Source organism: Streptomyces sp. MRC013, from assembly GCF_023614235.1.
Classification (GTDB): domain Bacteria; phylum Actinomycetota; class Actinomycetes; order Streptomycetales; family Streptomycetaceae; genus Streptomyces.
On sequence record NZ_CP094264.1, the window covers coordinates 2,240,256 to 2,261,364 of the forward strand.

20 protein-coding genes and 3 pseudogenes are annotated in these 21,109 nt (G+C 73.7%); 6 read left to right on the top strand and 17 right to left on the bottom strand.

Annotated features, from left to right (window positions below; translation table 11 throughout):
- Window positions 1-93 precede the first annotated feature (93 nt).
- From folE to dacB, 6 genes and pseudogenes are all read right to left on the bottom strand, one after another.
- Complete coding sequence (gene folE, locus LUW75_RS10150) at window positions 94-699, bottom strand: GTP cyclohydrolase I FolE (protein ID WP_250335314.1); 606 nt, start codon at window positions 697-699, stop codon at window positions 94-96.
- 98 nt (window positions 700-797) lie between these two features.
- Window positions 798-2,825 (bottom strand): ATP-dependent zinc metalloprotease FtsH, encoded by a 2,028-nt coding sequence (gene ftsH, locus LUW75_RS10155; protein ID WP_250335315.1) that lies wholly within the window; start codon window positions 2,823-2,825, stop codon window positions 798-800.
- 209 nt (window positions 2,826-3,034) lie between these two features.
- A complete protein-coding gene (hpt, locus tag LUW75_RS10160) occupies window positions 3,035-3,574 on the bottom strand; it encodes a hypoxanthine phosphoribosyltransferase (protein ID WP_250337617.1) in 540 nt (179 codons plus the stop codon).
- A gap of 95 nt (window positions 3,575-3,669) precedes the next feature.
- Window positions 3,670-4,737, bottom strand: coding sequence for a tRNA lysidine(34) synthetase TilS (gene tilS / locus LUW75_RS10165; protein ID WP_250335316.1), 1,068 nt, complete (start codon window positions 4,735-4,737; stop codon window positions 3,670-3,672).
- Between the two features lie 208 nt (window positions 4,738-4,945).
- Window positions 4,946-6,073, bottom strand: a pseudogene (locus LUW75_RS10170) (zinc-dependent metalloprotease).
- 62 nt (window positions 6,074-6,135) lie between these two features.
- Window positions 6,136-7,548: a D-alanyl-D-alanine carboxypeptidase/D-alanyl-D-alanine endopeptidase gene (dacB, locus tag LUW75_RS10175; RefSeq protein ID WP_250335317.1), complete on the bottom strand. Its 1,413-nt coding sequence runs from the start codon at window positions 7,546-7,548 to the stop codon at window positions 6,136-6,138.
- Window positions 7,549-7,684: 136 nt separating this feature from the next.
- On the opposite strand from dacB, the gene LUW75_RS10180 reads away from it, so the two are divergent.
- Both LUW75_RS10180 and LUW75_RS10185 read left to right on the top strand, forming a co-directional pair.
- Window positions 7,685-8,179 (top strand): inorganic diphosphatase, encoded by a 495-nt coding sequence (locus LUW75_RS10180; RefSeq protein ID WP_250335318.1) that lies wholly within the window; start codon window positions 7,685-7,687, stop codon window positions 8,177-8,179.
- 402 nt (window positions 8,180-8,581) lie between these two features.
- Window positions 8,582-10,235, top strand: a pseudogene (locus LUW75_RS10185) (threonine/serine exporter family protein).
- 73 nt (window positions 10,236-10,308) lie between these two features.
- Here the strand turns inward: LUW75_RS10185 and LUW75_RS10190 are convergent.
- The 5 genes from LUW75_RS10190 to LUW75_RS10210 form a co-directional block, all read right to left on the bottom strand.
- Window positions 10,309-11,001 carry a VTT domain-containing protein gene (locus tag LUW75_RS10190; protein WP_250335319.1) on the bottom strand — a complete coding sequence of 231 codons (693 nt, stop codon included), beginning with the start codon at window positions 10,999-11,001 and terminating at the stop codon, window positions 10,309-10,311.
- A gap of 262 nt (window positions 11,002-11,263) precedes the next feature.
- The gene (locus LUW75_RS10195) at window positions 11,264-12,022 is read right to left on the bottom strand and encodes a MerR family transcriptional regulator (RefSeq protein ID WP_250335320.1); all 759 of its coding nucleotides are present in this window, start codon (window positions 12,020-12,022) and stop codon (window positions 11,264-11,266) included.
- Between the two features lie 83 nt (window positions 12,023-12,105).
- A complete protein-coding gene (locus tag LUW75_RS10200) occupies window positions 12,106-12,747 on the bottom strand; it encodes a PadR family transcriptional regulator (protein ID WP_250335321.1) in 642 nt (213 codons plus the stop codon).
- 188 nt (window positions 12,748-12,935) lie between these two features.
- On the bottom strand, window positions 12,936-14,393 hold the full coding sequence (locus LUW75_RS10205) for an aldehyde dehydrogenase family protein (RefSeq protein WP_250335322.1): 1,458 nt from the start codon (window positions 14,391-14,393) through the stop codon (window positions 12,936-12,938).
- A 77-nt stretch (window positions 14,394-14,470) separates the two neighbouring features.
- Window positions 14,471-15,337: a helix-turn-helix domain-containing protein gene (locus LUW75_RS10210; RefSeq protein WP_462933715.1), complete on the bottom strand. Its 867-nt coding sequence runs from the start codon at window positions 15,335-15,337 to the stop codon at window positions 14,471-14,473.
- Window positions 15,338-15,641: 304 nt separating this feature from the next.
- Here LUW75_RS10210 and LUW75_RS10215 point away from each other — a divergent pair, with 304 nt between their 5' ends.
- Window positions 15,642-16,154 carry an ATP-binding protein gene (locus tag LUW75_RS10215; RefSeq protein WP_250335324.1) on the top strand — a complete coding sequence of 171 codons (513 nt, stop codon included), beginning with the start codon at window positions 15,642-15,644 and terminating at the stop codon, window positions 16,152-16,154.
- Window positions 16,155-16,278: 124 nt separating this feature from the next.
- On the opposite strand, the gene LUW75_RS10220 is transcribed toward LUW75_RS10215, so the two are convergent.
- The 5 genes from LUW75_RS10220 to rpmG form a co-directional block, all read right to left on the bottom strand.
- Window positions 16,279-16,497 carry a DUF397 domain-containing protein gene (locus LUW75_RS10220; protein WP_250337618.1) on the bottom strand — a complete coding sequence of 73 codons (219 nt, stop codon included), beginning with the start codon at window positions 16,495-16,497 and terminating at the stop codon, window positions 16,279-16,281.
- Between the two features lie 302 nt (window positions 16,498-16,799).
- Complete coding sequence (gene rpsR, locus LUW75_RS10225) at window positions 16,800-17,084, bottom strand: 30S ribosomal protein S18 (RefSeq protein ID WP_250335325.1); 285 nt, start codon at window positions 17,082-17,084, stop codon at window positions 16,800-16,802.
- Window positions 17,085-17,090: 6 nt separating this feature from the next.
- A complete protein-coding gene (locus LUW75_RS10230) occupies window positions 17,091-18,230 on the bottom strand; it encodes a CobW family GTP-binding protein (protein ID WP_250335326.1) in 1,140 nt (379 codons plus the stop codon).
- Window positions 18,230-18,526, bottom strand: coding sequence for a type B 50S ribosomal protein L31 (locus LUW75_RS10235; protein WP_250335327.1), 297 nt, complete (start codon window positions 18,524-18,526; stop codon window positions 18,230-18,232). The genes LUW75_RS10230 and LUW75_RS10235 overlap by 1 nt, the downstream gene beginning before the upstream one ends.
- Before the next feature lie 5 nt (window positions 18,527-18,531).
- Complete coding sequence (gene rpmG, locus LUW75_RS10240; protein ID WP_250335328.1) at window positions 18,532-18,696, bottom strand: 50S ribosomal protein L33; 165 nt, start codon at window positions 18,694-18,696, stop codon at window positions 18,532-18,534.
- Between the two features lie 62 nt (window positions 18,697-18,758).
- Here rpmG and rpmB point away from each other — a divergent pair, with 62 nt between their 5' ends.
- The 3 genes from rpmB (at window position 18,759) to LUW75_RS10255 (ending at window position 19,853) form a co-directional block, all read left to right on the top strand.
- Window positions 18,759-18,995, top strand: coding sequence for a 50S ribosomal protein L28 (rpmB, locus tag LUW75_RS10245; protein WP_250335329.1), 237 nt, complete (start codon window positions 18,759-18,761; stop codon window positions 18,993-18,995).
- On the top strand, window positions 18,995-19,300 hold the full coding sequence (gene rpsN, locus LUW75_RS10250) for a 30S ribosomal protein S14 (protein WP_250335330.1): 306 nt from the start codon (window positions 18,995-18,997) through the stop codon (window positions 19,298-19,300). Before rpmB ends, rpsN begins: the two co-directional genes overlap by 1 nt.
- 61 nt (window positions 19,301-19,361) lie before the next feature.
- Window positions 19,362-19,853, top strand: coding sequence for a hypothetical protein (locus tag LUW75_RS10255; protein ID WP_250335331.1), 492 nt, complete (start codon window positions 19,362-19,364; stop codon window positions 19,851-19,853).
- Between the two features lie 31 nt (window positions 19,854-19,884).
- Here LUW75_RS10255 and LUW75_RS10260 read toward each other — a convergent pair.
- Window positions 19,885-21,014 (bottom strand): annotated as a pseudogene (locus LUW75_RS10260) (DUF2786 domain-containing protein).
- Between the last annotated feature and the right edge of the window lie 95 nt (window positions 21,015-21,109).

The following is a 21,109-nucleotide window of genomic DNA, read 5'->3' on the forward strand; positions in this document are numbered from 1 at the left end:
CGGCGGCCGTGGGGACCCCCGCCGGGCCTCCCCGCGGGGCCGCGAGCGCGCGGCCGCGGCGCCCCTCGGCGGGCGCGGCCCGCGGGGGCGCCCTCAGCGCGCCATGATGAGGCTCATCGCCTCGGTGCGGGTCGCCAGGTCCCGCAGCTGGCCCCGTACGGCCGAGGTGAGGGTCTTGGCTCCCGGCTTGCGGATGCCGCGCATGGACATGCACATGTGCTCGCACTCGACGACCACGATCACGCCGCGGGGGTCGAGGATCTCCATCAGCGAGTCGGCGATCTGCGTGGTCAGCCGTTCCTGCACCTGCGGGCGGCGGGCGTACACGTCCACCAGCCGGGCCAGTTTCGACAGGCCGGTGATCTTCCCGGAGGACGAGGGGATGTAGCCGACGTGGGCCACGCCCCGGAACGGCACCAGGTGGTGCTCGCAGGTCGAGAAGACCTCGATGTCCTTGACCAGCACCATCTCGTCGTGGCCGAGGTCGAAGGTCGTGGTCAGCACGTCCTCCGGCTCCTGCCACAGTCCCGCGAACACCTCCTTGTACGCCCGGGCCACCCGGGCCGGCGTCTCCCGCAGACCCTCCCGGTCGGGGTTCTCGCCGATCGCGATGAGGAGTTCGCGCACGGCGTTCTCGGCGCGCTTCTCGTCGAACTCGCCGATCGTGCCCTCGCCGTCCAGCGTCACCGCGTCGGTCATGTGCTCCTCGTTCCGTCGTGCCCTGGAATGCGCGAACGCCGCGCCCCTCCAGGCTAGAACCTGCGGGGACGCGGCATCCATTCCGGGTGGGGCCGGGGTCAGGACTCCGGACGGTCCTCCGGGGCCGCCTCGGTGGTCTTCGCCGTCTCCACCGGCGCGGCCGCGGTCGCCGTCGCGGAGGTGGCGCCGTTGGTGAGCGCCAGCTCCTTCGGCGAGAGCACCGGCGGGCGCGTCGACGGCGTGCGCCGCGAGGAGCCGGTCCACGCCGGGCGCGGCGGGCGCTTCACGATCGGGGCGAAGACCTCGGCGATCTCCTCCTTGCCGAGCGTCTCCTTCTCCAGGAGCTGGAGGACCATGTTGTCGAGGACGTCGCGGTTCTCGACGAGGATCTCCCACGCCTCGTTGTGCGCCGTCTCGATGAGCTTCTTGACCTCCTCGTCGACCAGCGCGGCGACCTCTTCGGAGTAGTCGCGCTGGTGCGCCATCTCGCGGCCGAGGAAGGGCTCGGTGTTGTCGCCGCCGAACTTGATCGCGCCGAGCCGCTCGGTCATGCCGTACTGGGTGACCATCGCGCGGGCCGTGGCCGTGGCCTTCTCGATGTCGTTGGCCGCGCCCGTGGTCGGGTCGTGGAAGACCAGTTCCTCGGCGGCGCGCCCGCCCAGCATGTACGCGAGCTGGTCGAGCATCTCGTTGCGCGTGGTCGAGTACTTGTCCTCGTCCGGAAGGACCATCGTGTAGCCCAGGGCGCGGCCGCGGGACAGGATGGTGATCTTGTGGACGGGGTCGGAGTTCGGGGACGCCGCGGCGACGAGGGCGTGGCCGGCCTCGTGGTACGCGGTGATCTTCTTCTCCTTGTCCGACATGATCCGGGTCCGCCTCTGCGGTCCCGCGACCACGCGGTCGATCGCCTCGTCCAGCATCTCGTTGTCGATGAGCTTCTTGTCGCTGCGCGCCGTGAGGAGCGCCGCCTCGTTCAGCACGTTCGACAGGTCGGCGCCGGTGAAGCCGGGCGTGCGGCGGGCGACGGCGGCCAGGTCGACGTCGGGCGCGACCGGCTTGCCCTTCTGGTGGACCTTGAGGATCTCCAGACGGCCCTGCATGTCCGGGCGGTCGACCGCGATCTGGCGGTCGAAGCGGCCGGGTCGCAGGAGGGCCGGGTCGAGGATGTCCGGGCGGTTGGTGGCGGCGATCAGGATGACGCCGCCCTTGACGTCGAAGCCGTCCATCTCGACGAGCAGCTGGTTCAGCGTCTGCTCGCGCTCGTCGTGGCCGCCGCCGAGGCCCGCGCCGCGGTGCCGGCCGACGGCGTCGATCTCGTCGACGAAGACGATCGCCGGGGCGTTCGCCTTGGCCTGCTCGAAGAGGTCGCGGACGCGGGAGGCGCCGACGCCCACGAACATCTCGACGAAGTCGGAGCCGGAGATCGAGTAGAACGGGACGCCCGCCTCGCCGGCGACGGCCCGCGCGAGGAGCGTCTTGCCCGTTCCGGGCGGGCCGTAGAGCAGCACGCCCTTGGGGATCTTGGCGCCGACGGCCTGGAACTTGGCGGGCTCCTGGAGGAACTCCTTGATCTCGTGGAGCTCCTCGACGGCCTCGTCCGAACCGGCGACGTCGGCGAACGTCGTCTTGGGGGTGTCCTTGGTGATCAGCTTGGCCTTGGACTTCCCGAAGTTCATGACGCGGGAGCCGCCGCCCTGCATCTGGTTCATCAGGAACAGGAAGACCAGGACGATCAGGACGAAGGGCAGCAGCGACAGCAGCACCGAGACGAAGGCGCTCTGCTTCGTCGGCGAGACCGTGTAGCCCTTGTCGATCTGACCGGCCTCGTACTTCTTCTGCAGCGTCACGGCGAGGTCGGAACCCTGGGTCCCGATGTAGCTCGCCTGCACCTTGTCGCTGCCGTCGATCTTCTGGCCGTCCTTGAGGTCGACCTTGATCATCTGCTCGTCGCCGGTGGTCAGCTTGGCCTGATCAACCTGGTTGGTGGCGATCGCCTTGATGACCTTGGCGGTGTCCACCGTCTTGTAGCCGCCCGACGAGCCGACGACCTGCATCAACACGACCACGGCGAGGACGGCCAGCACGATCCACATGACCGGCCCACGGAAGTATCGCTTCACGTCCATCCATACGGAGCGATGCCGCCCCGTCCCTCCTGCCCGTAGGTAAATGCCGCTGTGAGAGTGTGAGACTACGTGCTGGCGTCTGGATCAGCACGAGTGTGGAAAAAAGCTGTTCTTCGGACGGTACCCCAGCTTTGTCGCCCGTGGCCGCCTTCCCCACGTCCAACGCGGAGAAGACGGCCGTGGTTCCCGGACCGCCGCGGCCCCGGTCGTCAGCCGCCGTAGACGTGCGGCGCGAGCGTCCCGACGAACGGGAGGTTGCGGTACTTCTCGCCGTAGTCCAGTCCGTACCCCACGACGAACTCGTTGGGGATGTCGAAGCCGATCCACTTCACGTCGATCGCCACCTTGGCCGCCTCGGGCTTGCGCAGCAGCGTGCAGACCTCCAGGGAGGCGGGCTCGCGCGAGCCGAGGTTGGACAGCAGCCAGGACAGGGTCAGTCCGGAGTCGATGATGTCCTCGACGATCAGGACGTGCTTGCCCTTGATGTCGGTGTCCAGGTCCTTGAGGATCCGGACGACGCCCGAGGACTGGGTGCCCGCCCCGTACGAGGAGACGGCCATCCAGTCCATGGTGACGGGGGTGGACAGGGCGCGCGCCAGGTCCGCCATCACCATCACGGCGCCCTTGAGGACGCCGATGATGAGCAGGTCCTTGCCCGCGTACTCCGCGTCGATCCTCGACGCCAGCTCGGCCAGCTTGGCGTCGATCTCTTCCTTGGTGATGAGCACCGACTTGAGGTCGGCGCCCATGTCGTTCTGGTTCACCCGGGTCACTTTCGTTGCAGCCTGCGTCAGCCTGGACCGGCCTGGACGGCCTCCCGGCCGACGCCTCGGCCGGTTCTCGGTCAGCCTTGCCGGATGACCAGTCTGCCACCCTGGCGTCGGGCGACGACGCGGCCGGGCAGATTGATCGCGCCCTGACCCCGCCATCCGGTGATCAGCCGGTCCAGTTCCTCGACGTGCCGGGCGAACAGCGAGCCGGCCGGGGCGCCCTCGGCGATGGCCGCGCGGCGCAGGACGCGGCGGCGCACGGCGGGCGGCAGCGCGTACAGCTTGGCGCACTCCAGCAGCCCGGCCTCGTCGCGGACGGAGGCGTCGGCCTCGGCGGCCCAGTGGTCCAGGGCGTCGGCGTCGTCGCGGCAGAGCTGCGCGGTACGGGCGAGGGCCTCCACCACGCCCTTGCCGAGCGACTTCTCCAGGGCGGGCAGTCCCTCGTGGCGCAGCCGGGACCGCGTGTACGCCGGGTCGGTGTTCATCGGGTCGTCCCAGACGGGCAGGGACTGGGCCAGGCACGCCTTGCGGGCGGTCTGGCGGTCGAGGTGCAGGAAGGGGCGGCGGTAGCGGCCGGCGCCGGAGACGGCGGCCATGCCGGACAGGGAGCGGATGCCGGAGCCGCGGGCGAGGCCGAGGAGCACCGTCTCCGCCTGGTCGTCGCGGGTGTGGCCGAGCAGGACCGCGGCGGCGCCCAGGCGTTCGGCGGCCTCGTCCAGGGCCGCGTACCGGGCGTCGCGGGCGGCCGCCTCGGGCCCGCCCTCGCGGCCGACGGTCACCGCGACGGCCTCGACCGGGTCGAGCCGCAGGGCGCTGAGCCGGGAGACGACCTCGGCGGCCCGCAGGTCGGAGCCGGGCTGGAGGCCGTGGTCGACGGTGACGGCGCCGGCGCGGACGGTCAGCTTCCGCGCCTCGAAGGCCAGGGCGGAGGCCAGTGCCATGGAGTCGGCGCCGCCGGAGCAGGCGACCAGCACCAGCGGCGGCCCGCCGGCGCCGGTCGCGGCCCGTCCGGGGGCGTCCGGGTGCGCGGGGGCGGCCGCCGCGGGGCAGGCGGCGGTGTTCCGGGAGACCTCGTTGAGTACGTCGTGGAGTACGCGGCGAACCGCCAGGCGTATCGCCGCGACCGCGGGATGGGGACCCATGTCCGGTGCCCTTCGTGGAGTTGGGGTGCCTCGGTGTGGAGTCTTGCCGGTCGGAACGGGTGGTTCGACCGATCGGATCGTCACTCAGCGTGTGTCGATCGTGACAGAACACGGCCGTTACCCGAGCATCGCACGCCCACCACCCGTCCACGGTCCCTCGGACGGGTGATTGGGACGGCGCCGTTCCGGGGACCCCGGGCCCGGCCCCTCACTCCGCCCGGCCGTGCACCCTCGCCACCCACTCCGCCGGCCTGGCGATCTCCGCCTTGGTCGGAAGGGTGTTCGGGGAGGTCCACACCCGGTTGAAACCGGCCATGCCGACCTCGTCGACGACGGCCCGGACGAACCGCTCGCCGTCGCGGTACTGGCGCAGCTTGGCGTCCAGGCCGAGCAGCCTGCGCAGCGCCGCGTCGAGGCGGGACGCCCCCGTGCGCGGCGCTGCTGGAACTTCTCGCGGATCTCCGCGACGGACGGCACGACCTGCGGGCCGACGCCGTCCATCACGTAGTCGGCGTGGCCTTCCAGAAGCGACATGACGGCCGTGAGGCGGCCGAGGATCTCGCGCTGCTCCGGGGTCTGGACCAGCTCGACGAGGGAGCGGCCGCCGTCGTCCTCCTCGGCCTCCGGGCGGGCGCCCGTGAAGGCCTGGACGGCGTCGCGGAGACGTTCCAGCACGGCCGCGGGGTCCATCTCGGTCGCTCCGAGGAACGCCTGGATCTCGCCGCGCAGGTGGTCGCGCAGCCACGGGACGCCGGTGAACTGCGTGCGGTGCGTCTCCTCGTGGAGGCTCACCCACAGGCGGAAGTCGTGCGGGTCGACGGCGAGCTCGCGCTCGACGTGGACGATGTTCGGCGCGACGAGCAGGAGCCGCCCGCCGCCGTTCTCCCCCCGCGGGCAGCTCGCGGGTGGCGGGGGCGAAGGTCTCGTACTGGCCGAGGACCCGGGAGGCGAGGAAGGACAGCAGCACGCCCAGCTCCACGCCGGTCATCTTGCCGCCGACCGCGCCGAGGACGGCGCCGCCCGGACCGGCGGAGCGGCGCTTCGCCATCTTGTCCAGCAGCGGGGCGAGGAGCTCGCGGAAACCCGCCACGTTCGCCCGGATCCACCCGGCCCGGTCGACGACGAGGACGGGGGTGTCCTCGGGTTCGTGCCCCTCCGGGACCATGCGGGTGAACCCGCGGACGTGCTCCTCCGAGGCCTTGGCGTGCCGCCGCAGCTCCGCGACGACCTCCCGCGCCTCGTCGCGGCTCACCTCCGGTCCCGGCCGCACCAATCGGGTCGCGGTCGCCACCGCGAGATTCCAGTCGACCATCCCGGCACCACCGATGCTCGTCATGCGTCAACCGTACGTGCTCCGCGCCGCGGGGGAGACCCAGCGGACGCCCCGGCCGCCCCGGATCAGGCGGCGGTCAGCGCGGTGGCGAGGGCGTCCAGGGCGGGCCGGGCCTCGTACGGGGACCGGGTGTTCGACGCGAGGAAGGCGAACGCCAGGAGGCGGCCGTCGCGGGTCACCGCCGTGCCCGCCAGCGCGTCCACGCCCGCCAGGGTGCCCGTCTTCGCGCGGACGAGGCCCGCGGCCGGGGAGCCGCCGGTGTAGCGGTCCTCCAGGGTGCCGCTGAAGCCGCCCACGGGGAGACCCGTCAGGACGGGGCGCAGCTCGGGGTGGGCGGGGTCGGCGGCCCGGGCCAGGAGGGCGGTGAGGAGGCGCGCGGAGACGCGGTCGCGGCGGTCGAGGCCGCTGCCGTCGGCGAGGACGGCGCCGTCCAGCGGCACGCCGAGCCGCCGCAGCCGCTCCCGCACCGCCCGCCCGGCGCCGTCGAAGCCGGCGGGGTGGCGGGTCGCCCGGGCCGTCGCCCGGGCCAGCGCCTCCGCCAAGTCGTTGTCGCTGTGCGTCAGCGTGCGCTCCACCAGGGCGGACAGGGGGGCCGAGTGCGTCGCGGCGAGCCGCACCGCCCCGTGCGGGGCGCGGCCGGGCGCGGGGGCCGCCGGCACCCTCACCCCCCGGGCCGCGAGCAGCTCCGCGAAGGCGCGCGCCGTCTCCCGCGCCGGGTCCGCCGCGCGCGGGGCGGGGCCGGACGTGGAGCCGTCGAGGCGCCCCGCGCGGGTCATGAGCGCCGTGACGGGGGCGATGTTGTCGTCGGCCCCGATCCGGTGCCGCACCGGCCCCTCGTACAGGGAGGTGTCGTACGTCAGGGCCGCGGGCGCGGCGCCGCGGGCGCGCAGCGCCTTCGCGGTGGCCGCCGCCAGGGCCTCCAGGCGGCTCCCGTCGAGCGTCGGGTCGCCGCCGCCGACGAGGGTGACCGTGCGGGCGTCCCGCGTCGCGACGACGGCGGTGGTGAGGCGGTGGCCGGGCCCCAGGGCGGAGAGGGCCGCCGCCGCGGTGGCGATCTTGACGGTGGAGGCCGGGACCACGGGCGTCGCCGCCCCGTACCCGTACAGCGGGCGGCCGGTCGCCGCGTCCACCACGGACGCCGTGCGCGTGGCGCCGAGACCGGGGGCGCGCAGCAGCGGGTCGAGCACCCCGGCGAGGGCGGTCGCGGAGGCGCCCCGGACTCGGGCGGGCGCCGCCAGCGGCGCGAGGACCGCGGGGGCGCTCGGCGCGGGCGCGGGCGCGCGGCCGGCGGAGGGGCCCGGCGCGGCGGCCCGGCCGTGATGTGCGCCACCTGTGGCGACCCGGGCGGCCGCGCGGTCCCGTTCGGCCGTACGCTGACCCCCGTCCCAGGGACCGGCGAGACCCGCCGCCGTGGCGGCCAGGGCGACACCGGCGACGGCGGAGCCCGCGGCCAGCCGCAGCACGTTCCGCTCCAGCACGGCTGACCAGCCCCTTTCGCGAGCACTCGACTGCGTGAGGGACACTTAACCACTGAGCTGGGCCACGAGCACGGCACCCCGGTGATCACGGCGGTCCAGTGACCCGACATTGTGATTGATCTTGGAGGAGCCACCCGTGGAGTTCGACGTCTGCATCGAGATCCCCAAGGGTTCGCGGAACAAGTACGAGGTGGACCACGAGACCGGTCGCATCCGTCTCGACCGCCACCTGTTCACCTCGACCGTGTACCCGGCGGACTACGGCTTCGTCGAGGGCACCCTGGGTGAGGACGGCGACCCGCTGGACGCGCTGGTCATCCTGGACGAGCCGACCTTCCCCGGTGTCCTGGTCAAGTGCCGCGCGGTCGGCATGTTCCGCATGACCGACGAGGCCGGCGGCGACGACAAGCTGCTGTGCGTCCCGGCGTCGGACCCGCGCATGGAGCACCTGCAGGACATCCAGCACGTGCCGGAGTTCGACCGCCTGGAGATCCAGCACTTCTTCGAGGTCTACAAGGACCTGGAGCCCGGCAAGTCCGTCGAGGGCGCCGACTGGGTCGGCCGCGCCGAGGCGGAGGCCGAGATCGAGGCGTCCGTCAAGCGCCTGAAGGAGCAGGGCGGCGCCCACTGAGACGGCTCCCCCTTCCCGCACCGCTCCCCCGGTCCCGGCCCCGCCGGACCGGGGGAGCGGTGCTGTGCGGACCGGGAGGCGGACGCGCTCGGTGCTCCGCCCCCGGTCCGGCCACCCGGCCCCCTTCCGCACCGCGCGGCACCCCGCCCCGCGCGCCCCGGGCCCCGCATCCCTCCCGCCCCGCGCGCGCCGGGCGCCCCGGGTGCCCGCCCCCGGGCGGACCGGGGGTACGCCCTTCCGACACCCGCGCGCCCCTTGGGCTCCACGAGGCCGAGAGGTGCCCGTACATACTTGGACGGTGCGGGCGCCGCGCGGGTACGAGCGGTGCCGGGAGTAGGGCGCGGCGTCCCGGGCATGCGGAGACGAGCGGTCGGAACGATCAGGCGGGAGTGGGCGGGCACAGTGGTGGCGGAGCCGCACGGTTCGGAGGAGGACCGCAGACCGCAGCCGGACGAGGCGCACAGCGCCTTCACTCCGCCTGCCGGCGTGGAGCCGCCGGGCCCGCCCGAGGACGACCACCCCAGCTCGGAGTTCGCCGTCCCGGAGGGGTTCGCGGCGGAGCCGTCCGAGGAACCGGGGAGGTCCGCCTTCGCTCCGCCGTCGGCCTTCGACGCCCGGCTGGCCCACCCGGCGTACACCCCCGCGCAGGCGCTGCCGAAGGTCCGGCTGTCGAAGGACGCCCCGTGGCAGGACCGGATGCGGACCATGCTGCGGATGCCGGTGGGCGAGCGGCCGCTGGCCGAGCCGGCGCAGCGGCACGAGGAGGGCGCCGCCCCGGCCGCGCCCCGCGTGCTGGACCTGACGCTGCGCATCGGCGAGCTGCTGCTGGCGGGCGGCGAGGGCGCCGAGGACGTCGAGGCGGCCATGTTCGCGATCTGCCGCTCGTACGGGATGGACCGCTGCGAGCCGACGGTCACCTTCACCCTGCTGTCGGTCACGTACCAGCGGTCGCTGGTGGACGATCCCGTGACGGCGAGCCGGATCGTGCGCCGCCGCGGCACGGACTACACGCGGCTGGTCGCCGTGCACCAGCTGGTCACGGACATCAGCACCGAGGGCGTCGACGTCACCCTGGAGGACGCCTACCGGCGGCTGGCGCTGATCCGCCGCAACCGGCACCCGTACCCCGGCTGGGTGCTGACCCTGGCGGCGGGCGGGCTGGCCGGTGCGGCGTCGGTGCTGCTCGGCGGCGGCGTGACGGTGTTCCTGATCGCCGCCGCCGGGGCGATGCTCGGCGACCGCCTGGCGTGGCTGGCGGCGGGCCGGGGGCTGCCGGAGTTCTACCAGTTCGCGGTGGCGGCGGTGCCGCCCGCGGCGCTGGGCGTGGCGGTGAGCCTGCTGCACGCGGGGCTGCGGCCGTCGGCGGTGATCACGGGCGGGCTGTTCGCGCTGATCCCGGGGCGGGTGCTGGTCGCGGCCGTGCAGGACGGCCTGACGGGCTTCTACATGACCGCCTCGGCGCGTCTGCTGGAGGTCGTGTACTTCTTCGTCGCGATCGTGGTGGGCGTGCTGACGACGCTGTACGTGGGCGTCCAGCTGGGCGCCCAGCTCAGCCCGGAGGGGGACCGTCGCCCCGGTGGAGCGGCCGGGGGTGTCGATCCTCGCGGCGACGGCGCTGTCGCTGACCTTCGCGGTCCTGCTCCAGCAGGACCGTTTCACCGTGGTGTTCGTGATGCTGAACGGCGCGGTGGCGTGGTCGGTGTTCGGGGCGGTCGCGGTGACGGCCGGGGGGTCGGCGGTGCTGGCCACGGCGCTGGCGGCCGGGCTGGTGGGCCTCTTCGGGCAGCTGATGGCGCGGTACGAGCGGTCGACGTCGCTGCCGTACGTCACGGCGGCGATCGGGCCGCTGCTGCCGGGCTCCGCGATGTACTACGGCGTCCTCAACATCGCGCAGAACAACATGGACGCCGGCTTCGCGTCGCTGGCGCGCGCGGCGGCGCTGGCGCTGGCCATCGCGATCGGCGTGAACCTGGGCGGCGAGCTGGCCCGGATGTTCCTGCGGGCGCCGGCGGCGGCGGCGACCCGCCGCGCGGCGAAGCGCACGAGGGGCTTCTGACGGCGGCGGCCGGCCGGGCGACCGGCCGGCCGCGCGTGCCGGTGCGGCGCCCGCTCCCGGGGCGCCGGCGGGTTCAGCGCCTGGCGTGGCGGCCGCGCTGCGCGGGCGCTCCGGGGTCGCCCGGGGCCGCCGCGGACAGTTCGGCGGCCTTCTTCGCGTGGGAGCGGCCGCGGACGAACTCGACGACGATCGGGACCACCGAGAGCAGGACGATCAGGATGAGGATCGCCTCGATGTTCTCCTTGATGAAGCCGATCTGGCCGAGGAAGTACCCGGCGACCGTGATGCCGGCGCCCCACAGCACGCCGCCGATGATGTTGTACGCGAAGAACGTCCGGTACTTCATCCGGCCGGCGCCCGCGACGATCGGCGCGAACGTCCGCACGATCGGCACGAAACGGGCCAGGACGATCGCCTTCGGCCCGTACTTCTCGACGAACTCGTGGGCCTTGTCGAGGTTCTCCTGCTTGAAGACCTTGGAGTTCGGGCGGTTGAACAGCTTCGGGCCGAAGAACCGGCCTATCGCGTAGCCGACCTGGTCGCCGGTGATCGCGGCGATCACGATCAGCGTGCAGACCAGCCACAGCGGCTGCTGGATGTAGTTGCCCTCGGCGACCAGCAGGCCCGCCGTGAACAGCAGCGAGTCGCCCGGCAGGAAGGCGAAGAAACCCGACTCGGCGAAGACGATGAGCAGAATGCCGGGCAGGCCGTATTCGGAGATCAGGTAGTCCGGGCTGAGCCACTCCGGGCCAAGCGCAAGGGTCATCACGGGTTCCGGGCTCCTGGGTCGATGGGCGGGGACGGCTGCCCAAACGTATCAACGCTCCCGGCTCGCCCCCGGTTCCACCGGCCCCACGGACGCGCGGCCGGGCGGTGCGCGCGAACCGGACGACCGGATCCCGCCCCCGCCGGTCACCCCGCGTCACCGGTGGGAGGGCGCCGCCGGAGGCCCGTGGAACCTCCGGCGGCGCCCCGCGCCCGCTCCCGCCCCGGGCGCCCCCGTGCGCGGGCGGAAGCGGGCCGCGCCCCTACGCGCGGCGGTCGGCGTTCGCGTGGATGGCGTCCCGCAGGTGCTCCGCGAGGCCGGGGCGCATGGCGTCGTAGAACGACTTGAAGCGCTCGTCGGCGACGTACATGTCGCCCAGGCAGCGGTGTATCTCCTGGGGGCACTCGTAGAACCAGCGGCAGATGTGCTGCCGGTGCTCCTCGGCCATGGCCACGGCCCGCTCGCCGGAGGGCTCCTCGCCCTCGTCCATCAGCGCCCCGTAGCGGTCGCCCCAGTCCTTCGCCTCGTCCTGGAGGCGCTGCCAGTCCTCCTTGGTGTAGCGGGCGGTGCGCCGCTGGGACTCGCGGTAGGCCTCGGTGTCGCCCCACCGCTGCTCGACCTCCTCGGCGTACTGCTCGGGGTCGTGCTCCCCGAACACCTCGAACTTCTCCTCCGGGGTGAGGTTGATGCCCATCTTCTTCGCCTCCATGGCGTGTTCGACGGCCTCGGCCATCCTCTGCAGTTCGGCGATCCGGGCGGTCAGCAGACCGTGCTGGCGCCGCAGGTGCTCCTGCGGGTCCGTGTCCGGGTCGTCGAGTAAGGCCGCGACCTGGTCGAGCGGGAAGCCGAGCTCCCGGTAGAACAGGACCTGCTGCAGCCGGTCGAGGTCGTCGTCCTCGTAGCGCCGGTGCCCGGCGCGGCTGCGGCCGCTCGGGGAGAGCAGCCCTATCTCGTCGTAGTGGTGCAGGGTGCGCACCGTGATCCCGGCGAAACGGGCGACCTGTCCGACGGAGTAGCTCATCGCTCACCGCTCCTTCCTCGGTACGCCCCTCAGCCTGGTTCCTCACGCCGCGTGAGGTGCAAGCGGCTTTTCCGGGGAGGGCGTCAGTCCCGGTCCCCGGGGTGCGGGGAGCCCGTCGCGTACGGGTTCTCCCGGCCGTCCGCGAGGACGCCGACGAACGGGGCGCCCTCGCCGGCGAAGGCGTACGCCCCGCTCTCGACGCGCTCGATCAGGCCGCGGGTCCAGGCGGCGCCCGCGTCGGCCTGGTGGAGCCAGAGGTTCATGATCTCCCCGATGTGCCCCAGCTGCTCGGCGCCCTCCCCGGGCAGGTACTCCCCGGTGACGGTGGCCCGCCAGCGCTCCAGGTTCGCGACCCGCTGCCGGAGCAGGGCGACCGCCTCCTCGCGGGGCAGGTCGACGATGAAGCCGAGGGCGGCGGTGAGGCCGTCGGGCTTCTGGTCGTGCGCCGTGAGGGCCCGGCGGAGCAGGGCGAAGTACTCCTCGGTGCCCCGGTCGGTGATCTCGTACTCGGTGCGGGGCGGGCCGCCGGCGGTGCTGGGCGCGGTCTCGTGGGCGCGCAGCAGGCCCTGCTTCGCCATCTGCTTCAGGGCGTGGTAGATCGAGCCCGGTTTGGCGTTGGACCACTCGTGGGCGCCCCAGTACTCCAGGTCGTTGCGCACCTGGTAGCCGTGTGCCCGCCCGTGCTGGCGGACGGCGCCGAGCACCAGCAGCCGGATCGCCGACATCCGCTTCCCCGTCCTCCGTAGCGTGTGGAACCGATGCCGACCAGGGTACGGGCAGGGCGGGGCCGCCCCGGGGGAGAGCGCGCCGCCCCTCGGCGGGCGCGGCGGCCCGTCCTTCCGGTGGGGCGCGGCGGCCCGGGGCGGGGACCGCCGCGGCCGGGTCCGGTCCGCGGGGAGGCCTGCGGGCCGGATCAGATCGGGAAGGTGCTGCGCGCGTGCTGGACGGAGATCCACTTCTGCGTGGTGAACGCCTCGACGGTCGCGTCGCCGTTGAGCCGCCCGACGCCGGAGTGCTTCTCGCCGCCGAAGGGCACGATCGGCTCGTCGTGGACGATGCCGTCGTTGACGTGGATCATGCCCGTGTGGATGCGCCGGGCGAACCGGACCCCGCGCTCGACGTCGCGGGTGTGGACGCCGCCGCTCAGGCCGTACGGGGTGTCGTTGGCGATGCGGACGGCCTCCTCCTCCCCGTCGAACGGGATGAGGAGGGCGACCGGGCCGAAGATCTCCTGGGTGAGGACGGGGGCGTCGGCCGGGATGTCGGCCAGCACGGTCGGCGCGACGACGTTGCCCTCGCAGGTGCCGCCCGCCAGCACCGTGGCGCCGGCCGCGACGGTCTGCTGGACGGCGGCCATGACCGACTCGACCTGGGAGGAGTTGATCAGCGGGCCGACGTGCGTCTCGGGCTCGGACGGGTCGCCCGTCCGCAGGGCCCGGACCCGTGCGACGAACTTCTCGGTGAACTCGTCGAGGAGGGACCGGTCGACCAGGACGCGGTTGGCGGCCATGCACGCCTGGCCCTGGTGGACGAAGCGGCTGAACACGGCCGCGTCGACGGCGTAGTCGACGTCCGCGTCGTCGAGGACGACGAGCGCGCTGTTGCCGCCGCACTCCAGGACGGCCCGCTTGAAGTGGGCGGCGCACACCGTGGCGACGTGCCGGCCGACGCGGTCGGAGCCGGTGAAGGAGATGACGCTGGGGACCGGGTGCTCCAGCAGCGCGTCGCCGATCTCCGCGATGTCGGTGACGACGACGTTGAGGACGCCGGGCGGCAGCCCCGCCTCCTCGAAGACCTTGGCCAGCATGGTGCCGCCGAGGACCGGGGTGTTCTGGTGCGGCTTGAGCACCACCGCGTTGCCCAGCGCCAGCGCCGGGGCGACGACCTTCAGCGAGAGCAGGAAGGGGAAGTTGAAGGGGCTGATCACGCCGACGACGCCGACCGGCAGCCGGTAGACCCGGTTCTCCTTGCCGTCGATGGGCGACGGGAGGATCCGGCCCTCGGGCCGCAGCGACAGGTGGATCGCCTCGCGCATGAACTCCCGGGCGAGGTGGAGTTCGAAGGCCGCCTTGCCGCGCGTGCCGCCGAGTTCCGCGACGATCGCCTCGGCCAGCTCGTCCTCGCGGTCTTCGATGATCCGCAGGGCCCGCTCGAGAACGCCGCGCCGCGCGTACGGGTTGGTCGCGGCCCACCCGGTCTGCGCCCTCTCGGCGGCGCGGTAGGCCTGGTCCACCTCGTCGACGGTGGCGACGGTTATGGAGGCGAGCTTCTCCTCGTTGTACGGGTTGAAGTCGATGATGTCCCACGAGCCGCCACCGGCCCGCCATTCACCGTCGATGTACTGCAGGGCCAGATCTCTGAAGCAGGACATGGCATCCCTTCCGAAGGCCGTGTGGCCCGCAGGGCCGCTTCCGGGCACTTGTGACGGGACGTCATATTACTTATCCGTCAGATGAGTTGAAGAAGGCCTCGGAGGAGATCTCGACTCTCCTCCGGACCGGGGCTGTCCGCGTGGAGCTGCTCCACCGCGCGCTCGTACTGGGCGACCTCGTCGCGCTTGTCGATGTACAGGGCGCCCGTCAGCTGTTCCAGGTAGACGATGTCCGAGAGGTCGGACTCGGGAAACCGCAGCATGGTGAAGGCACCGCTCTCCCCGGAGTGCCCGCCAAAGCTGAACGGCATGACCTGGAGCGTGACGTTGGGCCGCTCCGACATCTCGATCAGGTGCTTCAGCTGGTCGCGCATGACGGACCGGTCGCCGTAGGGGCGGCGCAGCGCGGCCTCGTCGAGAACGGCGTGAAATCGCGGGGCGCGCTCGGCTACGAGGACCTTCTGCCGCTCCAGGCGCAGCGCGACGCGGCGGTCGACCTCGGCCGCCGAGCCGGTGGGGCACATCCCGCGGGCGACGACCGCGTGCGCGTACGCCTCGGTCTGCAACAGGCCGTGGACGAACTGGACCTCGTAGACGCGGATGAGGGAGGCGGCGCCCTCGAGGCCGACGTACGTCTGGAACCACCCGGGCAGGACGTCGCCGTAACGGTGCCACCAGCCCGCGACGTTGGCTTCCCGGACGAGGGCCAGCAGCGCCTCGCGCTCCTTCTCGTCGGTCACCCCGTAGAGCGTGAGCAGGTCCTCCACGTCCCTCGCCTTGAAACTCACCCTTCCCAACTCCAGCCGGCTGATCTTGGATTCGGATGCGCGGATCGAGTAGCCGGCGGCCTCCCGGGTGATGCCGCGCGATTCGCGCAGCCTCCTCAACTGCGAGCCCAGCAGGATGCGCCGCACCACGGAACCGCCGGATTCGGTCGCGGTCACGTTTCCAACCCTCCCCATCGCCGATTTGTACGACGGAGCACCCCCGAGCTCCGAGCAAGCGGATTCTGCCACCAAAACACTTCACCCCGTACGCGCGCGATTACGGAACAGCGAGGACTTCGGCCACGGACGCCGGACGGGCCGGAGAAGATATGGCAAGAAACACCACGGGGCGGACAGCTCGGGCACGTGCACGTGCATCTGCCCTTGCATCTGCCTCCGGCTTTCGGAACGATGGACACCGCGCATCCGCGTAGTCGTTCGTGTTGTCGCACCAGAGCCGCGAATCCGGGGAGTGCCTCGCATGGGGACCAAGGGATCGACCATGCTCAAGCCGTTACGGCAGGGGCCTCCACCGGTCGGCGCCGCGTCCGCGTCCAGTTGGGCGTCGTGCGCGCTGGCCGCCCGGTACGAGGCGGTGCGCGGGGCGCGCCAGTTCACCCGCACGGTCCTCGGGCAGTGGAAGCTCGACGACCGGCTCGACGACCGGCTCGACGACGTCTCGGTCGTCGTCTCCGAACTCGTCACCAACGCGCTGCGGCACGCGCTGCCCGGCGGCGCCCCGCACGAGCACCCGCTCGACCCGCCCGTGCGGCTCCACCTGATGCGCTGGGCGGGCCGCCTCGTCTGCGCGGTGCGCGACCCCAGCCCGGACACGCCCGCGGCGCGCGCGTCCGGCGAGGACCTCTCGGCGGAGTCGGGGCGCGGGCTGTTCCTGGTCGAGTCGTTCAGCGACGGCTGGGGGTGGCACCCGCTGGCGGGAGCGCTGCGCGGCAAGGTCGTCTGGGCGCTGTTCCGGCTGGCGGACCACCCGTAGCCGGACGCCGGTGCGCCGCCGCACCGCAGGAGACGTCGGCCCGAGGCCACGGGGGACTCGTCGCCGATGAGAAGGGGCTCCGTCCGCGGAGCCCCTTTCCGCGCGCCCGGGTGGGGCGGGAGGGTCATCCGCCGACGAGGTGGTCGAACTCGCCGTCCTTGACGCCCAGCAGCAGCGCCTCGATCTCCGCGGGGGTGTAGACCAGGGCGGGCCCCTCGGGGAACCGCGAGTTGCGCACCGCCACGTCCCCGCCGGGCAGCTTGGCGAATTCGACGCAGGAGCCCTGCGAATTGCTGTGCCGGCTCTTCTGCCAGACGACCCCGTGAAGCTCCGCGGCCGCCATGCCGTTGTACACGTTCAACACGTGGTGCACAGGACGCTCCCCGAGTCGCAGAGGTATATGAGTGAGTGATGTTGCTGGGGTCAACTATCTGGATCATAGCTGCGTTCACCTGCGACTGCGTGAGCAGATGCACGTGCACAGGCGGTGTTCCCCCGATTACTGAGACGTGCGCCGGGGCCTCCCGGCTGCGCCTTTTCCGGACGCACGGGAAAGGGGCTCCCCCGCGCGTGGAGCGCGGGGAGCCCCCGGGCCGAAAAGACGCTGCTCCGCCGGAACCCGGCCGGGTTCCGCTCCGCCCGCTTTCAGCGGGCCGCCGACGGGTACGGGAGCAGCGCCATCTCACGGGCGTTCTTCACGGCCCCGGCCAGCTGCCGCTGCTGCCGGACCGTGACACGGGTCACCCTGCGGCTGCGGATCTTGCCCCGGTCGGAGACGAACCTCCGCAGCAGCTCGGTGTCCTTGTAGTCGACGTACGCGATCCCGGCCCGGTCCAGGGGGTTCCCCCTGTTCGAGCGGGGCCGGGCACCCGGGGACGAACCGGGGCGGGCCCCGGCCGGCCCGCGGTCGGCGGAACGGTGCTGGGGCATGGGGGGTCAGACCTCCAGGAGGGTGTCGAAGGCGGACGGGAGCCGCTTCCAGGCCGTGCGGCCGGCGGCGTACTCCGCGTCGGTGAGCAGGCAGGAGCCGAGCAGCTCGGCGAGGTCCTCGCGGTCCAGGCCGGGCGAGGTGAAGACGAGGTGCTGGCAGCGGTCCCCGAACTCCGGGTCCCAGTCCAGCGCGGCGGCGGCCCGCCGCACCGGCGGTACCGCCTCCCAGGCGGCGTCCGGCAGGGCGGCCAGCCACTGGCCGGTGCCCTCCACGCACAGGGCGCCGCCCGCCGCGTCCCAGGCGAGCAGCGCGTCGGGCCGGTCCGCGAGCCAGAAGCGGCCGCGGCTGCGCACGGCGGCGCAGGTCAGGTCCTCCAGCGCCGCGTACAGCCGCCCGGGGTGGAAGGGCCGGCGGGCGCGCCACACGAACGTGCCCACGCCCGCCGCGTCCGCCTCCTGCGGCAGGAGCGCGCAGGCCGGGTGCTGGGCGGCGGCCGCGGCCTCCACGTCGAACCCGGCGAGGACGGCGGCGGCCAGGTCCCCGCCCGGTACGGCCACGTGGCGGGCGGTCGGGTGGAGCTGGGCGAGCAGCGCGCGGTCCTCGTCGTCGGCGTCCGGGCTGTCCAGGACGGCGAGCACCGGCGCGTACTCCAGCTGGCGGGCCCAGGTGTCGGCGACCGTCCGCCGGTCCGAGGCGGCGGCCGCGAGCCCGGCGTCCGCCAGGTCGTCGCCGTCGCCCAGGTACGGCAGGACCAGCGCGGGGTCCACGGCGGTGACGACCCCGGTCAGGTCGAGCCCGGAGGCGGCCACGACCTCGGCCGTCCCCTTGGGCTCGACCGAGTCCCACAGCTCCACGACGGCGAGCCGGGTCAGGCCGGCTCCGGCGAGCCGTTCCAGCTCGGGCACCAGGTCCTCGCGGAGCGCGCAGCAGGCGCAGTCGTCGACCAGCGGCGCCTCGCCGGTGGAGAGCACGCCGGTCGCGTCGCGGACCGTCCGGACGACCGTGCCGCGCTCCGCGGCGGTGGACAGGTCGTGGTGGAGCGCGACGCTGCCCGGTACGGAGGCGAGCAACCGGTCGACGGCGGCGCGCCGGGCGTCGGCGTGGAGTCCGCCGACGAGGGCGACGGAAAGCGGGACGGACGGCATCAGCGGACCTCGCGCCGCCCGGCGCTCCCGGCGGGACCGGAGGCGCCGGCGCCCGCCGCGCCGTAGCGGCGCTCGAAGCGCTCCACGCGCCCGGCCGTGTCGAGGACGCGCGCCTGGCCGGTGTAGAAGGGGTGGCTCGCCGAGGAGATCTCGACGTCGACGACCGGGTAGGTGCGGCCGTCCTCCCACTCCACGGTCTTGTCGCCGGTCATGGTGGACCGGGTGAGGAAGGCGAAGCCGCCCGCCCGGTCGCGGAAGACGACGGGGCCGTACGGGGGGTGGATTCCGGGCTTCACGGGGGTCAGCGCTCCTCTCGGAAGTTGACGTGCCGGCCGGCGACCGGGTCGTACTTGCGCAGGGTCAGGCGGTCGGGGTCGTTCCGGCGGTTCTTGCGGGTCACGTAGGTGTAACCGGTTCCGGCGGTGGACCGGAGCCTGATGATCGGGCGTAGTTCGTCGCGGGCCATGGGGGTACAGTAAATGGAAACGGTTTCCATTTCCAAGAAAGTGTTCCGAGAGGTAGGTCACCTTGTCCGCCCACTGCCAGCTGACCGGCGCCCGTCCGGGCTTCGGCAACGACGTCTCCCACTCCCACCGGCGCACCCCCCGCCGCTTCGACCCCAACATCCAGCGCAAGCGCTACTGGCTGCCCGGCGAGGGCCGCCACGTCCGGCTCACCCTCAGCGCCCGCGCCGTCAAGACCGTCGACGTGATCGGCGTCGAGGCCGCCGTCGCCCGCATCCGCGCCCGGGGGGTGAAGGTCTGATGGCGAAGAAGAGCAAGGTCGCGCGCAACGAGCGGCGCAAGGCCGTCGTCGAGCGGTACGCCGCCCGCCGCGCCGAACTCAAGGAGCTCATCCGCCGTCCGGGCACCCCGGAGGCGCAGCGCCTCGCCGCGCAGGCCGAGTTGCGCCGCCAGCCGCGCGACGCCAGCCCCACGCGGATCCGCAACCGGGACGCCGTCGACGGCCGGCCCCGGGGCCACCTGCGGAAGTTCGGCGTCTCACGGGTCCGCCTGCGCGAACAGGCGCACGCCGGTTTCCTCCCCGGCGTGCGCAAGTCCTCCTGGTAGTACCGCGGATCCCTCCTGGTAGCTTGGCGCGGTCCGATCAACCGACAAGGGGGACTCGATCGTGCGGAAGCCGGTACGGAAGGGTGCGGCCGCCGCCGCGGCGCTGGTCTCGGCCGTCGCGCTGAGCGCCTGCGGCTCGGACGGCGGGGACGCGGCGCCCGGCGGCAAGGGCGCCTCGGCCCCGCCGTCCGCCGGAGCCTCGAAGACCGCCCGCGGCGTGACCCTCGCCGACGCCGAGGGCGTCTGGACGGGGACGACGGACGGCAAGCCGGTCACGCTGACGGTCGGCGGGGGCGGTCAGGCCGTGGCCGTCAGCGAAGCCCACGTCTGCCAGGGCACCGCGAAGGAGGGCGAGACCCTGACGCTCGACCTCACCTGCAAGGACGGCGGCACCGACCGCACGTCGGGCACGATCCGATCCGCCGACGGCAAGCGGCTGGTCGTCGCCTGGGACTCCGGGAAGACGGACACGCTCTCCAAGCCGGTCCCCGGCGGCCTGCCCACGAGGATGCCGTCCCTCCCGCCGCTGTCCTCCCTGCCCCCGCGGTCGTAGGGCCGCCCCCGCGCCCCGCCCCGCGCACGGATCAGGGTGCCGCGCGCCCCGTGTCGGCGCGGTCGGCCGCGGCCCTGCCGTGGTCCCAGCCGGCCGGGTCCACGGCGCCCCGGACCCGGGTCGTCGTCGTGCCCGGGAACATCCGGTCCGCGCGGGCCGCCACCGCCACCTCCCGCGCCGCCAGGACCGGCAGCAGCGTCGGCTCCCCGGCGGTGATCCGGCGGGAGGCGGCCGACAGGCGGTCGCCGAGCCGCTGCGCGTACGCCAGCAGGAACGACTGCCGGAACGTCTTCGTGCGCCTGCGGCCCCCGCCCGCTGCGCCGCCTCCGCCTTCGCCATCGCGGCCTGCCCCTGCACCAGCAGCGAGGTGTACAGCAACTCCACCGCCTCCAGGTCCGCCTCGTAGCCGACCACCGCCGAGAAGGCGAACTCCTCGTGCCACACGGCGCGGCAGCGGTTCGCACCGGCGACCGCGTCCAGCAGGATCGCCTTCGCCGTCTCGTACGGGGGCTCCACACCGATCCGCACGGCCGCCGGGCCGTCCGGGGCCGGGCCGCCGCGCGCGGCGAGCGCGGCCTCGTCCAGGCTGTGGCGGGCCATCAGCTCCTGTGCCTTCGCCGTGAGCGCCTCCGCCTCCTCCGGGTAGTCCGTCGCCTCCGCCTTGGCCAGCAGGGCCCGGATCCGGGCCAGCGTGCGCGGCTCGCCCTCGACCGGCGCCGTCGGCGGGGCGGCGCCCGGCGGCGGGGCGACCGGTTCCAGGGCGGGCAGCCGGGCCAGCAGGCGGTACAGCTCCAGGACGGCCGTCGCGTGCGAGAACCGGTCGGCCCGCCACGGCTCCGCCTCCAGCGCGGCGAGCTGCTCCCGCCAGCGCGGCGGCAGGTGCGCGTACCCGGTGGACTCGCCGACGATCAGCGCGGACGCCAGGCGCACGTGGTGGCCCTCCAGGTCCCGGCGGACGAGCCGCACCACGTCGGCGGGCTGCCAGCCGCGCGTCCAGGCCCGGCGCAGCAGCTCCTCGCCGCGCCGCGCCAGCTCGGCGTCGGCGGCCGGATCGGCGGCGAGCAGCGAGGCGGCCGTGTCGAGGGCGGCGGTGCCGTCCGCGTACAGGGCGGTGCCGAGGGCCCGCCCGACGGTCGTCCCGCCCCCCGTCCCGGCGCTCACGGCCGCCGCCCGCCGCGGGCGCGGCGGGCCTCCGCGCGGCCCGGCCCGGCGGGCGCGGCCCCGCCGGCCGCTTCCGTGTGCCCCGCGAACATCAG

What these genes read in the sequence shown, in the direction of transcription:
- folE (WP_250335314.1), bottom strand. Translation starts at nt 699, where the DNA reads ATGACCGACGCGGTGACGCTGGACGGCGAGGGCACGATCGGCGAGTTC.
- ftsH (WP_250335315.1), bottom strand. Translation starts at nt 2,825, where the DNA reads ATGGACGTGAAGCGATACTTCCGTGGGCCGGTCATGTGGATCGTGCTG.
- hpt (WP_250337617.1), bottom strand. Translation starts at nt 3,574, where the DNA reads ATGGGCGCCGACCTCAAGTCGGTGCTCATCACCAAGGAAGAGATCGAC.
- tilS (WP_250335316.1), bottom strand. Translation starts at nt 4,737, where the DNA reads ATGGGTCCCCATCCCGCGGTCGCGGCGATACGCCTGGCGGTTCGCCGC.
- LUW75_RS10190 (WP_250335319.1), bottom strand. Translation starts at nt 11,001, where the DNA reads ATGACCCTTGCGCTTGGCCCGGAGTGGCTCAGCCCGGACTACCTGATC.
- LUW75_RS10195 (WP_250335320.1), bottom strand. Translation starts at nt 12,022, where the DNA reads ATGAGCTACTCCGTCGGACAGGTCGCCCGTTTCGCCGGGATCACGGTG.
- LUW75_RS10200 (WP_250335321.1), bottom strand. Translation starts at nt 12,747, where the DNA reads ATGTCGGCGATCCGGCTGCTGGTGCTCGGCGCCGTCCGCCAGCACGGG.
- LUW75_RS10205 (WP_250335322.1), bottom strand. Translation starts at nt 14,393, where the DNA reads ATGTCCTGCTTCAGAGATCTGGCCCTGCAGTACATCGACGGTGAATGG.
- LUW75_RS10215 (WP_250335324.1), top strand. Translation starts at nt 15,642, where the DNA reads ATGGGGACCAAGGGATCGACCATGCTCAAGCCGTTACGGCAGGGGCCT.
- LUW75_RS10220 (WP_250337618.1), bottom strand. Translation starts at nt 16,497, where the DNA reads ATGGCGGCCGCGGAGCTTCACGGGGTCGTCTGGCAGAAGAGCCGGCAC.
- rpsR (WP_250335325.1), bottom strand. Translation starts at nt 17,084, where the DNA reads ATGCCCCAGCACCGTTCCGCCGACCGCGGGCCGGCCGGGGCCCGCCCC.
- LUW75_RS10230 (WP_250335326.1), bottom strand. Translation starts at nt 18,230, where the DNA reads ATGCCGTCCGTCCCGCTTTCCGTCGCCCTCGTCGGCGGACTCCACGCC.
- rpmG (WP_250335328.1), bottom strand. Translation starts at nt 18,696, where the DNA reads ATGGCCCGCGACGAACTACGCCCGATCATCAGGCTCCGGTCCACCGCC.
- rpsN (WP_250335330.1), top strand. Translation starts at nt 18,995, where the DNA reads ATGGCGAAGAAGAGCAAGGTCGCGCGCAACGAGCGGCGCAAGGCCGTC.